Genomic DNA, 19,297 nt, shown 5'->3' with positions numbered 1-19,297 from the left:
CCTTAACCAATTGCATCATGAGCTGGTATCTCGTAAAAATTATTTTCCGCATCATTTGCGGAGATGGAAAACACACTGCACAGTTTGAGGAACAGCTGCGTCTTATTTCAGCAGCATCTTCAAAAGAAGCAATCGCCAAAGCGGATGCATTGGCAAAGAAGGAAGAAGAATCTTTTTTAAACCAGGCACAGCAACCGGTGCAATGGAAATTGATTGCAGTAACAGATGTGTATTCATTTGAAACAGGAATTGACGGAGCAGCAGTTTATTCAAAAATCTGTGAAGAAGAGCATCCGGTATTATTTATACGTTCAGCAAAAATCCGGTCAGAGGATGTGCTGAACCGCTGTGTTGAAATCATTCACCAATAAACAACTGTAAGTGACTGTATCACCTTTCCGTTCACGGCAATTCATGATCCCTTTCTGCATCAGCTGGTTTGTATGGATCTGTGTGCATCAGCTTGCACTCTATCAAATGGGGCTCGACTGGTTTTCTGCATTAACGGACAGCATCGTCAGTAATACACTGCTGATTTATGTTTCCATGCTGCTGATTACCATCTTCCGTTTTCATTTACCAACAAAGCAGGGTTTCTTTAATCTCTTCATCTGGATTGTGCTGTTAACCATTGGCTGGTTTTTTATCAACGAATGGGTAACGAACTTTTTCTTAAAAGATAACCATGCTTATCAGTCATTAATGAAGAATACATGGCCATTGCGTATTGCAACAGCTTTTCTCATCAACGGATGTGTAAGTTTAATCGGTTATGCTTATTACAACTGGAAGGAACATAACGAAGCAGAGAAACAAAGAACAGAGGCTGAAAAATTAACAAGGGATGCAGAATTGTACAAACTGCGTCAGCAATTACAGCCGCATTTTTTATTCAATTCACTCAACTCCATCAATGCATTGATCGGGTCAAGACCTGCTGAAGCAAGAAGTATGGTGCAGCAGTTATCAGAGTTTCTCCGCACAACTTTAAAGAAGGAAGAGCAGCAATGGGTGAAACTGGAAGAAGAAATTCATTCACTGCAATTATATCTTGATATTGAAAAAGTAAGATTCGGCAACCGTCTTGAAACACATATTGAAATCAATGCCGATGCTATGAAATTACAGTTGCCAGCTTTATTATTGCAGCCACTGGTGGAGAATGCCATTAAGTTTGGTTTGTATGATATAACTGGTGAAACACTCATCAAATTAAAAGCAGATGCTGAGAATGATCAGCTGGTCATTACAGTTGAAAATCCATTTGATGCAGAAACCTCTTCTGCACAGAAAGGAACAGGCTTTGGATTAAATTCTGTGCGTCGCAGATTATTTTTATTGTGCGGCCGCAATGATCTGCTGCAAACTGAAGCAAAAGAAAATATCTTTATCACAAAAGTGCTGATCCCGCAGCCAATGGAAGTGCAAAAATTACTTACAACAGAACATCAGTTATAAGAAATGAGTTATAAAGTATTGATCATAGATGATGAGCCTCTTGCACGCAGCATTGTAAAAGAATGCATGGAGCTGCACCCGCAACTGCAGCTGATGGAAGAATGCAGTAATGGGTTTGAAGGTGTGAAAGCCATTCAGCAGCATCAACCCGATTTAATTTTTTTAGATATCCAGATGCCTAAGATCACAGGCTTTGAAATGCTGGAGCTGATTGAAGAACCACCGCATGTAATTTTTACAACAGCATTTGATGAATATGCCATGCAGGCTTTTGAAGCGAATGCGGTTGATTATTTACTCAAACCTTTTTCACAACAGCGTTTTGATAAAGCCATCAGCAAATGGATGGAGCTAAACAAAGCCGAAGCAAAAATTCCGACTGAACATTTATTAAAGGAAGCAGCCAAACATCCGATGCAGAATGAACGGGTGGTGGTGAAAACAGGAACTAAGATCAAGATCATTCCTGTTCATGAAATACATTGTCTCGAAGGGGCAGATGATTATGTAAAAATTTATACCGCTGAAGGAAGCTTTCTCAAAAAACAAACCATGGGTTATTTTGAGGAAGTGCTCAGCACCTCTTTATTTGTACGTACTCACCGTTCTTATATGGTGAACATGCAGCAGATCACAAGAATTGATCCTTATGAAAAAGAAAATCATGTAGCTGTTTTAAGATCAGGCGTAAAAATTCCGGTGAGCCGTGCAGGTTATCCTAAGTTAAAAGCAGTACTGGGTTTGTAAAATTTACCATTCCTGTCCCAGCCATACAGCACCGCCAATACTGTCTCTTGCAGCTCCTGTATCAGCCATCAGCATATTATTTTCTTCACGCCAGCGAAGCAATGCAAAAAAAGCAACGGACAGTGTTTCTTTGAAATCTGTTTGCTCTGCTGTTGTCAGTAATTTTTCTGCCATTGTAAATAAAGAAGAACCATTTCCTCCCAGGGCAATATCCATAGATTGTAAATTGCTCACCACATTCACACCTGTAATGGCAGCTACTGCAGCGCCATCACCCAAACGATGAATCATTTTTGTTGCAGGCGAATAAAAAGCAGGATGACCATGTACACCAATGAGCTGAACCTGGTAATCCAGTTTATTTTCATCCATAAACTGTTTTACCTGCTGCCCGAGAAACTGACCAAAATCAGCATGAAGCTGCATGTAATCAACTGCTGAAAGAGCAGCAGCTTTATTTAACCGGTCAATCCATTCGGTACTGTAAGGAAAACGGGCAGTACATTTCAGTTCGTAAGTCCATTTTTGTCCAATCACATCAAATTCTGCAAAAACAAGTTCAAGTTCATCAAGTGAGTCGCTGCTCATCAGTCCAATTGCCCGGTAAACCATTCTTTTTATAGTTTTAAAAGTAAGCTGTCAGATTTTATTCCAGATGATAAATAGGGTTCAACTTTATCATTTAGATTTGTAAAATTAAGGCAGCAATTTTTAGCAGACATGTAATTCAGAAAATTGTTGATTTTCGGATGGGAAATGGGCCGGAATACTGCTATAAATCCGGTATATACACGATAAACGAATAAGAACTGCATTATGGTTATTAATTTAAGTGAGCAGCATTCATTGGTAAGTAACTGGGTAGGAGAATTAAGAGACACGGACATTCAAACGGACCGTCAGCGTTTTCGGCGCAACCTCGAACGTATTGGTGAAGTGGCCGCCTATGAAATCAGTAAGTTGATGGCCTGGGAAGAAAAAGAAATTACAACCCCCTCGGAACTTCCCCCGTAAAAATGCTGAAAGAACAACCTGTGCTGGCAACAATTTTAAGGGCAGGATTACCGTTACATCAGGGATTATTAAATTATTTCGACAGGGCCGATAATGCCTTTATTTCAGCGTACAGAAAGCATCACCGGGATGGAACATTTGAAATAAGCCTGGATTATGTGAGCTGCCCCAACCTTGAAAACAGGGTGGTGATTGTGGCCGATCCGATGCTGGCTACCGGCAGTTCACTGGTGAAAACGGTTCAATATTTGCGTGAAGAGGGCCAGCCTTCAGAGATTCATATCGTTTGTGCCATTGCCTGTACTGTGGGGATTGAATTTGTAACCCGCAATGAGCCTAAAGTGAAAATCTGGTGCGGCGCCATTGATGATGAATTGACTGCGAAAGGGTATATTGTTCCCGGTTTGGGCGATGCAGGTGACCTGGCTTACGGCACCAAACAGCAAATGTAATGGTAACAATATATGCAAAGCAGCAATCAGCTTTTGAAAAACGTCTTTACTCATAACCAATCACTGATGAGAAAACTCATTTTAATTCCGTTGTTATTACTGACCCTGCATTCTTTTGCACAGGACCCTAATTTTTCACAATTTTTTGCATCACCGCTTACATTAAATCCTGCGTTAACAGGCAAGTTTAACGGGCAAATGCGGGTGGCGGTTAACTACCGCAATCAATGGCCTACGATTAATAATGCATTCCGTACAGGAACAGCATCAGCCGATTTTGGAATACTGGGTAACAAGATTCCTGAGTATGATCAGTTTGGTGTGGGTGTAATGGGTATGTATGATGTTAACGGAAGTGGTGTAATGAAGAACAGTTATATCTCCGGCTCTGCTGCTTATCATAAAGGACTCGATGAAAATGGATATCACCAGATTGGTGTTGGTTTCAGCGGCACGTATGCGCAACGGCGTTTGGATATCAGCAAACTTGATTTTGCAGATGAATTAACCACACTTGGATTTACCGGAAACACTGCTGAGTTATTTGCCAGCAACGGTTTTTTAAATATCAATTATGCGGATGTAAATGCAGGTGTTATTTACAATGGTGCCACCAACGATTATAATAATTTTTATATCGGTGCTTCCATGTATCATATCAACCGCCCCAAGGTAACATTCCAGGGTGCAAATTTTATACTCAATCCCCGTTATACTATTCATGGTGGTGGTTACTTCCCCATTGCTGATGCCACAACTTTATTTGTAAGTGCCAACCAGCAGTTTCAATCAGGTGCAACAGAAACCATACTTGGTGCTGCTGTTGGATTAACGGTGAATGATGATTTTGATAATGCAACAGACGTATACGCCGGTGCTTTTTACCGTGTAGGCGATGCTATTATTCCTTATGCCGGACTTGAGTTTGGCAGTTACCGTTTTGGAATTTCTTATGATGTAAATATATCCGGTCTTGCTGCTGCTTCCAGGCGCAGGGGTGGTATTGAACTCTCTCTCATCTGGATCAAGAAACATACAGATCCAAATAAGAAGAAACTGAATTGCCCGAGATTTTAATTACTGTTTCTTTAGTTCATTCCATTTTTTCTTCAACTCAATTAACTGCAGCTGCAATTCTTTTGCTGCATTGATCTGTTGCGTTGTGGGCGGCATATCACTATCCTGCAAAGCAGCATGAACAGAAGCAAATGAATTTAGTAACCTGCTGAAACCCGCTTGTGAAGTTTCGATTTCTTTCACCGATTGATTCTGTGTTTTTAGTTTGTATTGACTGATCTCTTCCAATATTTTCATACATTCTTTTCTTCCTTCATAACACTGAAAAGACAAGTCATGTTGCTGTTGTAAAGAAGCAGTTGGCGTTTTTACTCTTGGGTCCATCTTTACTGTAAATGAATGGGAATAAATTTTTCCATCAACTATTAACATTACAGAATACTCGCCGGGCATTACCCATGGTGAAGTTTGATCGGGTTCTGTATTCATATAGGTTGCAGAGATTGGATAAGCAGGTGGAACATTCACCGGAGTGTATTTCATATCCCAGGTAAAACGATGATGACCCGGTTCAGCAGAAAGTATTTGTTGCGGACGAATCCAGTAATGAGGAATATTTACATCGCCTATTTTATAAAGAGTATCCTTGTTTGAATATTCTCTAATTACATTTATGGTTCCATATGCACTACGAGAATTATGAATTTTAGAAGGTTTTTCTGGCGCAATAATACTCAAAGTAACATTAGAAGCTTTTTCATTCAAATAGTAATCAATCACTGCACCATCGGGAGGATTTTGTCCTGCAGGTTCTTCCTGCGGCACAGGTGTATCAGTATACATATCCCAGCGAACACGGATGGCTGTTTGCGGTTTAAATAAAATGGATGACTGAGCAGCAAGTTGTTTACTGATCTGCCGTAGAGGTGTAATATCATCCAGTATCCAGAAACTTCTTCCATGTGTGCCAATCACTAAATCATCATCTTTAATCACTAAATCACGGATGGAAGTAGCAGGCATATTCAACCGGAGACTTTGCCAGTGCTCACCATCATCAAAGGAAACATACACAGCTCTTTCACTTCCTGCAAATAATAATCCTTTACGTAACGGATCTTCTTTTACTACATTAATAGGATCGTTGGGTAATCCATTCACAATTTCTTTCCATGTTTTTCCTCCATCCGTTGTTTTATAAATATGCGGCTGCATATCATCACAGCGGATTCTGTTCACTGCTGCATAAGCAGTATTCACATCAAAATGACCGGCATCCATCAATGAAATCTTACTCCACGATGTAATAGATGGGGGTGTTACATTCTTCCATGTTTTTCCTCCATCTCTTGTAACTTGTATATATCCATCATCTGTTCCGCACCAGATGGTGTTGATGTCTTTATAAGATGGAGCAATAGTATAAATCACTCCACGTCTCGGCATCGTTTTCATATCGGCAGAAGTATAAATGCCAACACTTGATGGCACATCATAACTCTCTCTTGTTAAATCAGGACTAATGACCTGCCAGCTGTTGCCAGCATTCATTGTTTTGAACAATACATTCCCTGCGTAGTACAATGTTTTTTTATCAATGGGGTTGAAGAGAACAGGAGCTGTTCGTACAAAACGATACTTGCCGCTGCGTACTGCTTCAGGCGAAATATTTTGTGTTTGCCCGGTGCGTTTATCATAGCGTGTAATTTTTCCACCGTAAATAATATTCGGATCAAGCGGATCAGGAGCTACATATCCATACTCTTCCACACCAACAGGATACCATTCACGGTAACTGATCTGTCCGTGATTTCCTCTTGATGCAATACTTACACTTCCGCTTTCCTGCTGCCCGCTGTACACATTATACGGAAATGCATTATCTGTACTTACATGATAAAATTGTGCAGTGGGTTGATTGTACCAGCTTGAAAAAGTTTCTCCGCCATTTACCGTAATGATTGCACCCTGGTCACTGGCTAATAATATAATGTTGCTGTTGTTGGGATTGATCCAGATGCGGTGATAATCATCACCACCTGATGCACCACGAAATGCATTCCATGATTTACCGCCATCAATGGATTTCCATGTTACCACATTGCCGGAATAAACAATGTCAGCATTCTTTGGATCGGCCTGTATCTCTGCAAAATCACTTCCACGCCCCCAGTATCTTCCATCGGTTTGAATTCTTATCCAGCTTTCACCTGCATCATCACTTCTGAAAATGCCACCTTCTTTTCCAGCATCAACTGTTGCATACATTCTTTTTGAATCAGACGGTGCAATGCAAAAACCAATTCTTCCCAATCCCTGTTCTGTTGTTGGTAATCCTTTGGTGATCTTCCTCCATGTTGTTCCGCCATCTGTACTTTTAAACAATCCACTTTCAGCTCCGTTCCATGCACCATTCTCCCATGGTCCCTGACGGCCTGCCCACATGTCAGCAAAAATGATGTTTGAATTATTTGGATCAATGGTTACCTGAATGGCTCCAGTGTTTTCATCTTTATACAATACACTTTCCCAAGTTTTACCTCCATCTAAAGTTCTGTACACACCACGTTCAGTATTGGCACCATAGGGATGACCGAGTGCTGCAGCAAAAACTCTGTTCTCATTTTTTGGATCAATAGCCAAACCTCCAATCTGCTGTGCATCTTTTAACCCCGTGTTGATCCATGTTTTTCCACCATCTGTTGTTTTATAAATACCATCACCAACAGAAAGATCGGGACGCTGCAAACCTTCGCCACTGCCCACATACAATACGTTGGGATTGGAAGGAGCAACAACAAGATCTCCAATAGAACCCGTTGGCTGATCATCAAAAATGGGGAACCATGTTCTGCCATAGTCGGTTGTTTTCCATACACCGCCATTGTTTACACCGATGTAAAATACATTCGGCTGTTGCGGCACACCAACTGCACCAACAGTTCTGCCGCCTCTGTGCGGACCAATCATGCGCCATTGCATGCTGTTGAAATATGCAGGATCAAAAGGCTGTGCGTTCAGAATAGTTGTAACAAGAGTAACTGTGAAGATGGAAAGAATGAGTTTGCGCATAATGAAGAGATATAGCCTAAGATAACAAATTATTCAGCAGCATCAATCCTTCTGCAATTACAGGAAAATTAATACTGGAATAATCCTGCTTGATCAGGCTATAACAAATTGCATAGAATAAAAAAGCGGGAACCATTTGGTTCCCGCTTTTTTTATTTGAGTTAGAAGGTTAATGAGAAATGATAATTTTTTCAGTCCGGATGTTTGTTTTCTTCGCATCAGTTATTTTCAGAATGTATAAACCAGCAGGCAGGTTGCTTACATCCATTCTTGAAGCAGATTGCTGCAATCGCTGCTGTTGCATCAGCGTTCCATTCATATTATATAACGATGCAGTTCTTGTGTTCTCCATTGAATAGTTATACACTACAATGAATTGGCTTGCAGGGTTTGGATACACATCTACAGTTTTGTTGGCAGTATTGCTTGGTGGCAAACGTTGTTCCTGTGCTGCAGTAACATATCTTCTTGCTGCAGGTCCTGCTGCATAAGTAAATTCTAAAATACTTCCCGGGTTGGCAGGTGTTGTTGTAACTCCGCCGGTTGGCCCCGATGTAGAACCACTTGAATCACATGCCACATAAATTTTCAAACCATCAGGTGATACAATCACATCTCTGAAGCGGCCCAGCCCACGGAAATAATTGATGGTATCAGAAATGATGGATAATCCATCAACACTTAATTGATAGCGTGTAATAGTTCCTGCTTTCAGTGTGGCAACCAGTAAAGAATTCTGCCAGCCGGGTATTGCAGTGCTTCCATAAAATTCTGTTCCTGACGGACCCAGTGAAGGCCACAGCATGTTATCACCACCTGTTGGTGGATTTTCAGATGGGAAAATAGAACGCATTGGTTCCTTCGCATTGAGAGTTACACAATTCGTCTGTTCATTTACAACTGCAAAACCACCAATCGTTCTGCCATTATAATTTCCATCGCAGAAACCTGCCACTTGCGGCCAGCCGTAGTTGCGGCTTCTTTCAATAACGTTGATTTCATCATCACTGAACGGCCCGTGCTCACTGCTGTATAAAATAGATGTACCGTTTACATTTCCCCAAACCAATCCCTGCGGGTTACGGTGACCGTAAGTATATACTGCAGTTGGTTGGCCTGCATTGGTAAAAGGATTGTCTGCAGGAATCCATGAATCGCCCGGAACGGTATCTGTATTCAATCGTAAAATTTTGCCTTCATTTATATTCAGATTCTGTACATTATTGATGCGTGTAAGATTATCAAATTGTCCGGCACCCATATCACCTACAGAATAATACAATTTCAGATCGGGTCCAATGGCTAACCTTGCAGAGTTGTGATCATTGCTGCCCGGAATATTTTCCAGCACAGTAACCGGTGCAATCAACAGTTGATTAATGGAATCATACGTATAGCGCTCAATCCTTGTTTTTCTTACAGTAGCGTTCAGCGATTGATAGGTATACGAAATATATACATAAGGACTTCCTTCATTGAACTGTGGATGAATGGCTAATCCCATCAAACCATCCTGTCCGCCAACCAAAACCATTTTTGAACCAAGTGTAAGAACAGTTGTTTTTACTCCTGTAGCAGGATTCACAAAACTAACGGTGCCCCCAAACCGTTCAGTGTACCAGATATTATTGTCAGGTCCGTAAACGAGATCATGCGGCATACGCTGGTTGGCAATAACTGTGCGTACAGAAAATGTTTCAGATGCTGCCGTTGTTGCAATGGTTGTTACATTCAATGTGCTGCTGGCAACAGATTGGTTACCTGCTGCGTCTTTTGCTTTTACCGTTATTGCATAAGCAGTGTTGGGTACGCAACCTGTAACACTGTAAGAGGTGCCGGTCATATTGGCCGTATTGATCTTTATTCCATTGCGGTAAATATCATACCCTGTTACACCCACATTATCAGTAGAAGCAGCCCATGATAACGTAAAAGAAGTGGTTGTGATATTTGCTGCAGCAGGGTTGGCAGGAGCCGTTGGTGCCTGTGCATCAGCAGCTGTATTGTTCACCGATAAAACAGAACCCGGGATTACCTGGCTGGGAGCTGAAGTGCTCTGGCCCGGTTTAGCCCAGCCAACAGCGAGGTTATCATTGCCGGTGCTTTCTTTCATTAATGCTTCTACATAATATTTGGTGCCTGCAATTAATGCAATTGATACTGATTTTTGTGTAGCATATTTTGTCCATTGCCTTGAATTGGTAGATGAAGTATTATACGCTATCCTTATTTTATTGGCAGGGTTAACCGTAGTACTTAACCATAGTTCAGAACTGTTATCACTTGCAATCCAGAAAATATAATTGCCTGTTGTGGGCGGACAGATCCATCCATACATTTTAATGCCAAGATTACTGCCAAGGTTGTTTTGCATTTCAAATGAGGTTCTTGTACCCGTGCTGGTTGGATTGTTTGGATAATTGACATTGGAAGTAAGATTGCTGACAGCACTTCCTGAAATATTATTCCACCGCTGGAAGTTAATACTGCCAAGTGAGGGACAGGTTTGTGATTGACTTGCTGTAATAAAAAAAACAGAAAACATGAGCAGAGCTGCCCGTTTGGGGTAAAAATGGTTCATGTGGATGGTTGGTTAATGGTTATAAAAACTGTTTCTGGGTAAAACAATTCTAACCAATGTTAAAACTTTCTTTTTGAAAAGAAAGAAATGAAGCAAGAATTTTTTCAGAAATTAATAAGGAGCTGAAGAAGGTTCTGTTACATCTTACTATTTTATTATATTCCTTTAAAAACAGGCCGTTTAAGATTTGGGGTTGATTCGTTGCAGTTGTCGGCAGTGTTGGGCACTGCTTATTTGTCTAATAACCTGCGGTGATAATTGATCTGCCCCAAATGATAACCTAAGTGTGCAGCAAGATGAACAAGAAAATATTCGGTTGATGTTTTTTGAGGTAACACCTGTAATGGATACTCTTTCTGTAAGTCTTCTTCGGTTAAAAGATCAAGTGCATTGTTTACTACAGTGATGGTTGCTTCCACCATACTGATGAGTTCAGCACGGGGAATGTCTTTCAATGAAAATTCCAGATCCCTGTTGCGGAGATAACCAGTGCCGCCAATCTCTGCACCAAGATATGCATTGAGGTTGCCAACCAAATGCAGACAAAGATTACCAGCCGTATTAGCAATATTATTTTCAACAAGCCAGATGTTTTTTTCGTTGCGGTATAATTCCAGCTCGGCTTTTAATTTATTGAGGTCCCTGTTAAAGGGTTTTTAATACGGTAGTAAGCATGGTTGATCTGTTTCGTTTTTTTTCAATAACCTTATTTCAATTTTATGTAAATATGCCTCGTATTATTTTTTCCCGTTAACCGCTCATCAATTTCAAAACGATGAATGCTTTTAATGAGCGGAAGCATTTTGGTAAAGCCATAATTTCTCGGATCGAAATCAGGTTTTTTCTTTAAGATGAAATTGCCAAGATCGCCTAAGAAAGCCCAGCCGCTGTCATCAGCAAGATCAGCTACACTTTCAGTTAAGAGTTTAATGAGTTCCTGGTTGGTATTGGGTGATGCTTTTTGTTTTGGTTTGTTTTCTTTTTTTGCCTGGTTGCTTCCCTGTGGTTCAGGTTTCTTTTCTTCTACCTTTAAAATTTCGATGTAAATAAATTTATCGCAGGCGGTAATAAAAGGAGTGAGTGTTTTCTTTTCGCCCATGCCGATTACTTTCATACCGGCTTCCCGTAAGCGGATAGCCAGCCTGGTGAAATCACTGTCACTGGACACAATACAGAAACCATCCACTTTACCGGAATATAAAATATCCATGGCATCAATGATCATGGCACTGTCGCTGGAGTTTTTACCGGTTGAATAACTGTACTGCTGAATGGGAGTGATGGCATTTTCCAGCAGCACATTTTTCCAGCCTGCAACAGTGGGCTTGGTCCAGTCGGCATAAATACGTTTGAACGTAGGCGTGCCGAGTTTGGCAATTTCTTCGAGCATCTCTTTAATGTTGGCATAGGGCACATTGTCTGCATCAATTAATACAGCAAGGCGGAGATCCTGTGTAAAGTTATCCATGGTTCCTGTTTTGAATGGAGTTTAAAATTACAGGAAATAAACAGGGAATGGAATTGAGATTTTTTGAACTTTCAATTACGCAATGTCCCTTGCAGGAGACATTGCAGAGAAGAAGGGGTCATTTTTTGAAAAGGTCGAGATGCTCCAATAGTGATAAATTCTTTGATGGCTTTTTTATTGTATGGAACAATTCGATTCCTGGCGGCAAAGGCTTGAAAAGTGTAAACGTATTTGTCTTTAATGATTTACTTAATTCGGAGTTTAGTTTTTTGGGAAACACAATTGGGGAAAAGCCCAAGTGATTTTATAAAATATATTAGCCAGATTAAGTCATATAAATTGTCCGATTGATTTAAAATCTTTTTATTAAATATCGTCTCTATTGATTTATTTATATATGCTAAAATATCGGGATTGCCTTTGTTTTCCTCAATTATTTTTTCAATGATGCCTAATATGTGTGGAAATGATTTTGCCCTCCGTTCTTTTAGCAATAATAAAAGACTGAAAGTTTTTTGGCTATATTTTTCGTTTAACTTGAGTTTTAGATTATACTTCTTAGAAGTCAATTCGCTTAGGAATTTGTCTATGACACCAGTGTCTGAGTACTGCTTATCAATTTTTAAAGTTGAAAGCATTGTATCTGCAAGTTGTTTATACTTAATTTTGTTTCTATACCTTAAGGAAGACTTACTATATTCTGCTGGCCATTCTCTAAATAAGCCTTCAGGTAGTTCTGTTACATTCGATTTGCTATCGTTCAGTGTCAAATTGTAATCCTTCATTTTAGCTTGAAGAGTTTTTATTATTTTTTGTGCGTCCTCTTTTGAATTGCACAAAAAACGATAGTCATGTTTAAACCTAACCGCCAAAAAGTCTATTCCAATACGGGTAAGTTCATTTGATAAATCCTTATCTACCGCTGCAAGTATTACCTCTGAAATAAGGTCTGATATTGCAGGGCCGATTGGAACTCCATTTGTACAGCCATCATTTGCATATTGAAATAGTTTATCGAGTTTTAATCCTAAAAACTTTGTAAAATCTGCTCTATTACCTTTTGTACGAATTGTCTTTTTTGTATGCAATGCCCAAGCCATGCTATGAGTATATATTGACGGGTAAAAGTTCTTAATATCCGTACGAAGTAGAAATTTAAAATTGTGAGCTTCTGCTACTAAATCTTTTTCAGCCATTTCAATAAATTCGTAAATCATTCTGCCAGCTCTTAATTCTCCTAAAAGACCTTCAGCTTTATTTGTAATTGGTATGGGGAAACTGTAGGAATATATTTTTATGTCTTTATGAAATAAATGGTCAACGATAGATTTCCATTCACTATTCAAATACCATACAATGTCGTGGTAGATTTTGGGATGTATTATTCCAAAATCCCTATCTGTCAATTGTGTTTTTGGGTATGAAACAGTAACTGGTTCAAATTTATCCGGCTCAAATTTTTGAAAAGTTCCAGAAGTCACAACCTCGTAAAATGGTTTAGCATTTAAGTCAAAGGTCTTTACTCTAAAAGTTGGCGGCACCACATACTGTTCAGGATAATACCCTTGCTCTAAGAGCCATTTAGAAAATAAGGTCTTTGTTAACTTTTTTAAGAAGCCGTTTTGTTTCTTTGAAATGCTTTTCTGGAATGCTCATATTACTGGGGTGTGTCAATTAGGTTTGCCTACAATAAGTAAATTTATGTTATTATACGCTATACGACAAGAAGTAGCTCCTTTGAAAAGCAATGTTATTGTATTATACAGTTTTCATTGTTCTTGCCACAATCAACATTGATTTTTTCTATTTCATCACCACCCCCATCACCAGCGGCAATACAAACCAGCAGAACAGTGTAATTAAAATAATGCTGATGATGTTCATTGCAAAACCTGCTTTGATCATGTCTTTTAATTTGATATGTCCGCTGCTGAATACAATGGCATTCGGTGGTGTGCCCATCGGCATCATGGCTGCTGCACTTGCAGCCAGTGTCATCGGGATACCCAGTAACAAAGGATCAAGATGTAATGCATCAGCGAGTGCAGCCAGTACAGGTGCAAACACAATTACCTGCGCCACATTACTCATTACTTCACTTAAGAAAATGGAAACCACAACAACCATGAACACCAGTGCCAGTCCGTTGATATGACTGAAACCTGCCAGCCAGTTTCCCACCTGGCTCATCACACCCACTTTTTCCAATGAGTTGGCTAAGGCAATACCACCGCCAAACAATAACAAAATTCCCCAGGCCATTTTAGAAGTGTCCTGCCACTCTAATACCATGTGCGTTTTATCATCTTTCTTTTCACCGCTTGGTGTGGCAAACAAAGCCAGTGCACCAATGATGGCAATCATATTATCATCGAGTTTGAACCAGTTGAGTTTGTTGAGTAAATCTTTGGTGATCCACAACAAAGCAGTAATGATAAAAATGACCAGCACTCTTTTTTCGGCAACAGATAATTTACCCAGCGCTTTTATTTCGGATGAGATATAATTATTGGCATCAGCACTGCTTTTGATCTTGCTGGGGAACAACCATTTCGCCAGTACCCAGGACAGTGCTGCTAATAATGAAATGGCGAGTGGTGTACAAACTATCAGCCAGTCGAAAAACTGAACGGTGTAACCATATTTTTTTTCAATGAATCCAACAAAAGCGACATTAGGTGGTGTGCCGATGATGGTTGCCATGCCTCCGATATTACTGGCGTATGCAATGACGAGCATCAGCACCATGGAGAAATTTTTCATACTGCTGCCGGGCTGTTCATGTTCTTTCATCACTGCAATTACACTGAGTGCAATGGGAAACATCATCATCGTGGTGGCGGTATTACTCAGCCACATGCTGAGAAAACCTGTTGCCAGGATAAAACCAAGAATGATGCGGTCGCCACTGGTGCCGGTACGTTTTACAATGGTTAAGGCAATGCGTTTATGCAAGTTCCATTTTTCAATGGCCAGACCAATCATGAATCCACCCATGAATAAAAAGATCACGGGGTTGCTGTAAGCTTTGGAGGTTTCTTCAATGGTTCCAATTTTGAAAAGAGGATGCAGTACCAATGGAATCAATGCAACAGCAGGCATGGGCAATGCTTCGCTGATCCACCAGGTGATCATGAGCACGGCAACAGCAACTGCTTTATTGGCGTTGGCATCTAAGTCAAAGGGGTTGAAGAAATAAGAGGCGAGTGATAACACAACGCCTGAAAGAAAGGCAAGCCAGTATTGGTTTTTTTTGATCCACTCCATGCGATAAAAATAATGAATAGCCGTTGACTTTAGTAAGGAGAAAGAAAGTTAAAAGAATTTGATTTGCCGGTAAGACGGGAAGAAAGGAAGTTGTTTTCTTCCCATCTTACCGCCTTCCCGGCATCTGTATTCAAAGCAATAGTATTCCTTCCTTATTAAACACATGTTTACTCACATGCGGATTCCCCTGAATGAAAAATCGGTAAAGCCACTGTGCATGTTCAGCTGCATAATCAACCCCAATACGTTTTGAAACGGCGATGTCGAATCCTGTTGTTCCATCATCTGCAATGAAGAGTTCTTTGCTTTGAAGGTTCAACCCGGTATGCTGTGTATAAATGCCTAACGCTTTACTTGCGTTACCGGGTCCTCGACCAATGGATGAATCGAACTTGTGTTTGTTGAAACGTTTCAGCATGGCATCCATTCCTTCTACTGGTTCAATACCACGGATCAGCACTGCATCAGGGATATCTTTTGTATTGCATACCACATTAAATAAATGATGAATACCATAACAGAGATATACATATGAAACACCACCTTTGCCAAACATCACTTCAGTACGGTTGGTTCTTCTGCTGTTATATGCATGCGATGCTTTGTCAACAATACCGGCATAAGCTTCTGTTTCAACAATGCGCCCGGCAGTGTACAATCCATCAAATTTTGTGACAATGATTTTGCCTAACAAATCTTTTTGCGATCTGCACCACATCAGTTCGTACATAAAAATCATTGCTGAGCTTTTGCATTTTGTTGTATTTTGCCGCCTCTGCCTGTAATTAACGCCAATATCGGTCATTCAATTAAAACTTACAAAGCTTGCTGAAAGAACTCGTCATAGCAATACAGGCCTACTTCAAAGCTCATCAGTTTATTGTGAAGAATAAGCTATGGAAATGGATTTTTATTCCCGGTGTCATTTATATGCTCATGTTTATGGGCGGCATTTGGCTGTTCTGGAATTCAAGCACGAACTTTCTTGACTGGCTGTTTAATGTAGTTGGTATTAAGAGCTGGCTCGATGCAATGAATAACAGCTTCCTCAACTTTCTGTTCATTACCGGTACCATTATTTTCAGGTTGATCCTGCTGTTCTTTTATTTTTCACTGTTCAAATTCTTATTTCTTATTGTTGGTTCGCCTGTATTTGCATACCTGAGTGAGAAAACAGAAAACATCCTGGAAGGAAAAGATTACCCGTTCAGTATGCAGCAACTGCTGCACGATATCTGGCGTGGTATCCGTTTGGCTTTGCGGAATACATTATGGCAAACGGTTTATACCATCAGCCTCTTGTTATTTTCACTGGTTCCTGTTGTGGGATGGATCAGCCCGCTGATTGCATTTATGATTGAATGCTATTTCTATGGTTTTTCCATGCTCGATTACAGTACCGAACGACATAAACTTTCCCCATCGCAAAGCATTGCTTTTATCAGTAACCGTAAAGGGTTAGCTATTGGAAACGGCATGGTGTTTTTTCTCATGCATATTATTCCATTTGTTGGCTGGATCTTAGCACCTGCCTATGCAGTTGTAGCAGCTACCTTAAGTTTATATCACCAAAATGAAAACCCTTAATAAGGTATGGCATGTTTACATTTGCTCTTGTTTATAGTACGGTGAAATCAAACATGCCATACCTCAAATTCTTTAGAACCTAAATGATCATCTGAAATGGCAATCGTATATCTTATTCCTGCTCCGCTAGATGAAGAAAGTTTACAATCCATTCCGGCTTATGTACTGGATGCTGTAAAACAATGCACTGTTTTTTTTGTAGAGAATGAACGGACAGCGAGGCGTTTTTTAAAGAAGTTAGATAAGAGCATTGTGATTGATGAGCATGAATGGTTTACGATTCATAAAGCAGAAGCACAGGTAAAGGGACAGTTTATTCAAAAGCTGCAGCAGAATAAAACTGTTGGTATTATCAGCGAAGCCGGTTGCCCCGGTATTGCTGATCCCGGACAGGTATTAGTTGAAGCGGCACATAAACAGGGAGCTACAGTAAAACCATTAGTTGGACCGAGTTCTATTTTATTAGCCTTAATGGGAAGTGGAATGAATGGTCAGCAGTTTGCTTTTGTTGGCTACCTGCCTATTGAAGAACCGCAGCGCAGACGAAAATTAAATCAGCTTGAAGATCTTTCTGCCAAATTTGAAAGTACGCAGATATTTATTGAAACTCCTTACCGCAATAATCAGCTGCTCGAAACTATTCTGAAAACCTGTAACCCCAAAACAAGGATCTGTATTGCTGCCAATCTTACAGCACCCAACGAATTCATTGAAACAAAGACGGTGGCAGAATGGAAAATAAAAAACCGGACCTGCATAAGCAGCCGGTTATCTTCTGTTTGATGGGAGGAGTATAATTTATTTTACTTTTCTCATATTAATGATCTTGTCAACAATGTATACGGAATGTCCGTGCCATTGAATTGTGCCCATGTATTCTTTATAATGCAGTTCAAATTCTTTACCGCTGTTCAGCATCAGCACATTGGCAATACTGTCGTTAGTTACACTGAATTCAAATTCATAACTGGCAACAGTGCCCGGTGTTTTTGAACGCAGTCCTGATTGAATGAGTTTGCCTTCATATGTTTTAAACACGTATCCTTTCTTTACCATGTAATTTAATTCGCCGGCTTTAACACCTTCACCAAACACATAATAATAGCGCCAGAAAATAATACCTGCCAGAACAAGTAGGATGATTACTAAGGAAATGCTGAGGAATTTTCTCATGGTTTTTAATTTCAGTGGGCTAAAGGTAATACCTGTTGTGCTATTAAAGAGTGAACGTACTTAATTTTTGTTGCAGATAATCCAATTATACCAACTGAAAACTATCTCCATCAAACAAACCCAGATCGCTGAGTTTTAAATGCGGAATAACGAGTAAAGCCATAAAAGAAAGGGTCATAAAAGGCGCTGCCAGTGCAGAGCCGAGTTCTTTTGCTTCTTTATCGATGTTGCTGTAAGCTGCCGCTACTTTGTATCCATCATCTGTACTCATTAAACCGGCAACGGGTAATGCAAGTACCAGTTCTTTTGCTGCTTTGTCGATGTTGCTGTAAGCTGCTGCTACTTTGTATCCATCATCTGTACTCATTAAACCGGCAACAGGCAATGGCAATACAACCTCCCTCCAACTCCCTCCAAAGGAGGGAGGGGCACAACAGCTTACTCCACCTTTAGAAGTTATAATAAGGTTTACTGCTTTGCAAATGCTGGCTGCATCCACACCAACGGCAATAATATTATGGCTGTCGTGTGCAACCGATGAAGCGATGGCTCCTCTTTTAAATCCGAAGTTTTTTACAAAGCATTTGGCTACCGGTGCATTGCGGTAACGGTTCACCACAACCATGTACAGAAAATCTTTTTCTGTATTGGCTGAAATGAGATGATCCTGTATTTTAAAAGATGAAATAGGTTCAATGAGTTTGTTGGTGATTAGCTGTCCGTCCATTGCTTCAATCACATACACCTGTTCTATATTCTCTGCATCAGCATGACCGAATTTGTTGAGATGGAAAAAGAAGTCTTCTTCTTTTTTCTCGGAGCAGGTAAAATGGTTAATGATGTTCGATGTACGGGGTACGATGTACGATGTTCCCCGCTCTGCAACGAGTTCTCCATCGATAAACGTTTTCTGTACGTTGAAGTGATCCAAATCATCCACTACAATAAAATCTGCAGCATCACCAACACGCAGCAGGCCCACATCTAATTTGTAATGCAGCACAGGATTGATACAGACGGCCTGCAAAATGTTGAAGATATTTTTTCCTTTAGCAACAGCTCTTGCACAAAGTTGATTGATATGCCCATCCACCAAACTGTCGGGATGTTTATCATCGCTGCAGAGCATCATCATGTCAGGATATTCATCAATCAAATCAACCAGGGCTTCAAAGTTTTTAGCTGCACTTCCTTCACGGATAAGAATTTTCATTCCGTATTGTAACTTATCAAGTGCTTCTTCTTTAGTGAAACATTCGTGGTCGGTAGAAATTACAGCCCCCCCACCCCCCAAAGGGGGGATAAAGGCAGCAGCTTCATTATCTTTTAACCCGTTTAATTTTTCAAGAATGCTGTTAATCGTTTTTTCTGTTTCAAATAACACTTCGTTGTTAGTGAACCTGATTACATGAAACCCAAATGCATTCAGTTGTTCTGTTCTTTCAGCATCATTCATTTTGT

General features: G+C 40.2%; 13 protein-coding genes and 4 pseudogenes. 7 read left to right on the top strand and 10 right to left on the bottom strand.

What is annotated here, in order from left to right; genetic code table 11:
• Positions 1-17 precede the first annotated feature (17 nt).
• From IPK31_04405 to IPK31_04395, 3 genes are all read left to right on the top strand, one after another.
• Positions 18-371: a DUF4288 domain-containing protein gene (locus IPK31_04405; GenBank protein MBK8087238.1), complete on the top strand. Its 354-nt coding sequence runs from the start codon at positions 18-20 to the stop codon at positions 369-371.
• 106 nt (positions 372-477) lie between these two features.
• Positions 478-1,458, top strand: coding sequence for a histidine kinase (locus IPK31_04400; protein MBK8087237.1), 981 nt, complete (start codon positions 478-480; stop codon positions 1,456-1,458).
• Between the two features lie 3 nt (positions 1,459-1,461).
• A complete protein-coding gene (locus IPK31_04395; GenBank protein ID MBK8087236.1) occupies positions 1,462-2,205 on the top strand; it encodes a response regulator in 744 nt (247 codons plus the stop codon).
• Between the two features lie 3 nt (positions 2,206-2,208).
• Here the strand turns inward: IPK31_04395 and IPK31_04390 are convergent, their stop codons facing one another.
• The gene (locus tag IPK31_04390) at positions 2,209-2,817 is read right to left on the bottom strand and encodes an anhydro-N-acetylmuramic acid kinase (protein ID MBK8087235.1); all 609 of its coding nucleotides are present in this window, start codon (positions 2,815-2,817) and stop codon (positions 2,209-2,211) included.
• Positions 2,818-3,021: 204 nt separating this feature from the next.
• On the opposite strand from IPK31_04390, the pseudogene upp reads away from it, so the two are divergent.
• A pseudogene (gene upp, locus IPK31_04385) lies at positions 3,022-3,671 on the top strand (uracil phosphoribosyltransferase).
• Positions 3,672-3,737: 66 nt separating this feature from the next.
• Positions 3,738-4,748, top strand: coding sequence for a PorP/SprF family type IX secretion system membrane protein (locus tag IPK31_04380; protein MBK8087234.1), 1,011 nt, complete (start codon positions 3,738-3,740; stop codon positions 4,746-4,748).
• Here IPK31_04380 and IPK31_04375 read toward each other — a convergent pair whose 3' ends face one another.
• From IPK31_04375 to IPK31_04345, 7 genes and pseudogenes are all read right to left on the bottom strand, one after another.
• On the bottom strand, positions 4,749-7,760 hold the full coding sequence (locus IPK31_04375) for a glycoside hydrolase (protein MBK8087233.1): 3,012 nt from the start codon (positions 7,758-7,760) through the stop codon (positions 4,749-4,751).
• Positions 7,761-7,929: 169 nt separating this feature from the next.
• On the bottom strand, positions 7,930-10,341 hold the full coding sequence (locus tag IPK31_04370; GenBank protein ID MBK8087232.1) for a PQQ-dependent sugar dehydrogenase: 2,412 nt from the start codon (positions 10,339-10,341) through the stop codon (positions 7,930-7,932).
• Between the two features lie 230 nt (positions 10,342-10,571).
• Positions 10,572-10,958, bottom strand: coding sequence for a DUF1572 family protein (locus IPK31_04365; GenBank protein ID MBK8087231.1), 387 nt, complete (start codon positions 10,956-10,958; stop codon positions 10,572-10,574).
• Between the two features lie 89 nt (positions 10,959-11,047).
• Positions 11,048-11,809, bottom strand: a complete 762-nt coding sequence (locus IPK31_04360) for an NYN domain-containing protein (protein ID MBK8087230.1) — start codon at positions 11,807-11,809, stop codon at positions 11,048-11,050.
• 118 nt (positions 11,810-11,927) lie between these two features.
• Positions 11,928-13,465, bottom strand: a pseudogene (locus IPK31_04355) (RNA-directed DNA polymerase).
• Between the two features lie 147 nt (positions 13,466-13,612).
• A complete protein-coding gene (locus tag IPK31_04350) occupies positions 13,613-15,076 on the bottom strand; it encodes a DASS family sodium-coupled anion symporter (GenBank protein ID MBK8087229.1) in 1,464 nt (487 codons plus the stop codon).
• Between the two features lie 130 nt (positions 15,077-15,206).
• Positions 15,207-15,831 (bottom strand): annotated as a pseudogene (locus tag IPK31_04345) (DNA-3-methyladenine glycosylase).
• A 70-nt stretch (positions 15,832-15,901) separates the two neighbouring features.
• Here IPK31_04345 and IPK31_04340 point away from each other — a divergent pair.
• Positions 15,902-16,663, top strand: a complete 762-nt coding sequence (locus tag IPK31_04340; GenBank protein MBK8087228.1) for an EI24 domain-containing protein — start codon at positions 15,902-15,904, stop codon at positions 16,661-16,663.
• Between the two features lie 96 nt (positions 16,664-16,759).
• Positions 16,760-17,460 (top strand): annotated as a pseudogene (locus tag IPK31_04335) (SAM-dependent methyltransferase).
• A 1-nt stretch (position 17,461) separates the two neighbouring features.
• Here IPK31_04335 and IPK31_04330 read toward each other — a convergent pair.
• Together IPK31_04330 and IPK31_04325 are read right to left on the bottom strand one after the other, a co-directional pair.
• Positions 17,462-17,836, bottom strand: a complete 375-nt coding sequence (locus IPK31_04330) for a hypothetical protein (GenBank protein ID MBK8087227.1) — start codon at positions 17,834-17,836, stop codon at positions 17,462-17,464.
• Between the two features lie 85 nt (positions 17,837-17,921).
• A complete protein-coding gene (locus IPK31_04325) occupies positions 17,922-19,292 on the bottom strand; it encodes an amidohydrolase family protein (protein MBK8087226.1) in 1,371 nt (456 codons plus the stop codon).
• Positions 19,293-19,297 lie beyond the last annotated feature (5 nt).

This window comes from Chitinophagaceae bacterium, from assembly GCA_016713085.1.
Classification (GTDB): Bacteria; Bacteroidota; Bacteroidia; order Chitinophagales; family Chitinophagaceae; genus Lacibacter.
Note: the sequence above shows the minus strand (reverse complement) of the source record. Positions and strands in the feature narration are given on the sequence as shown.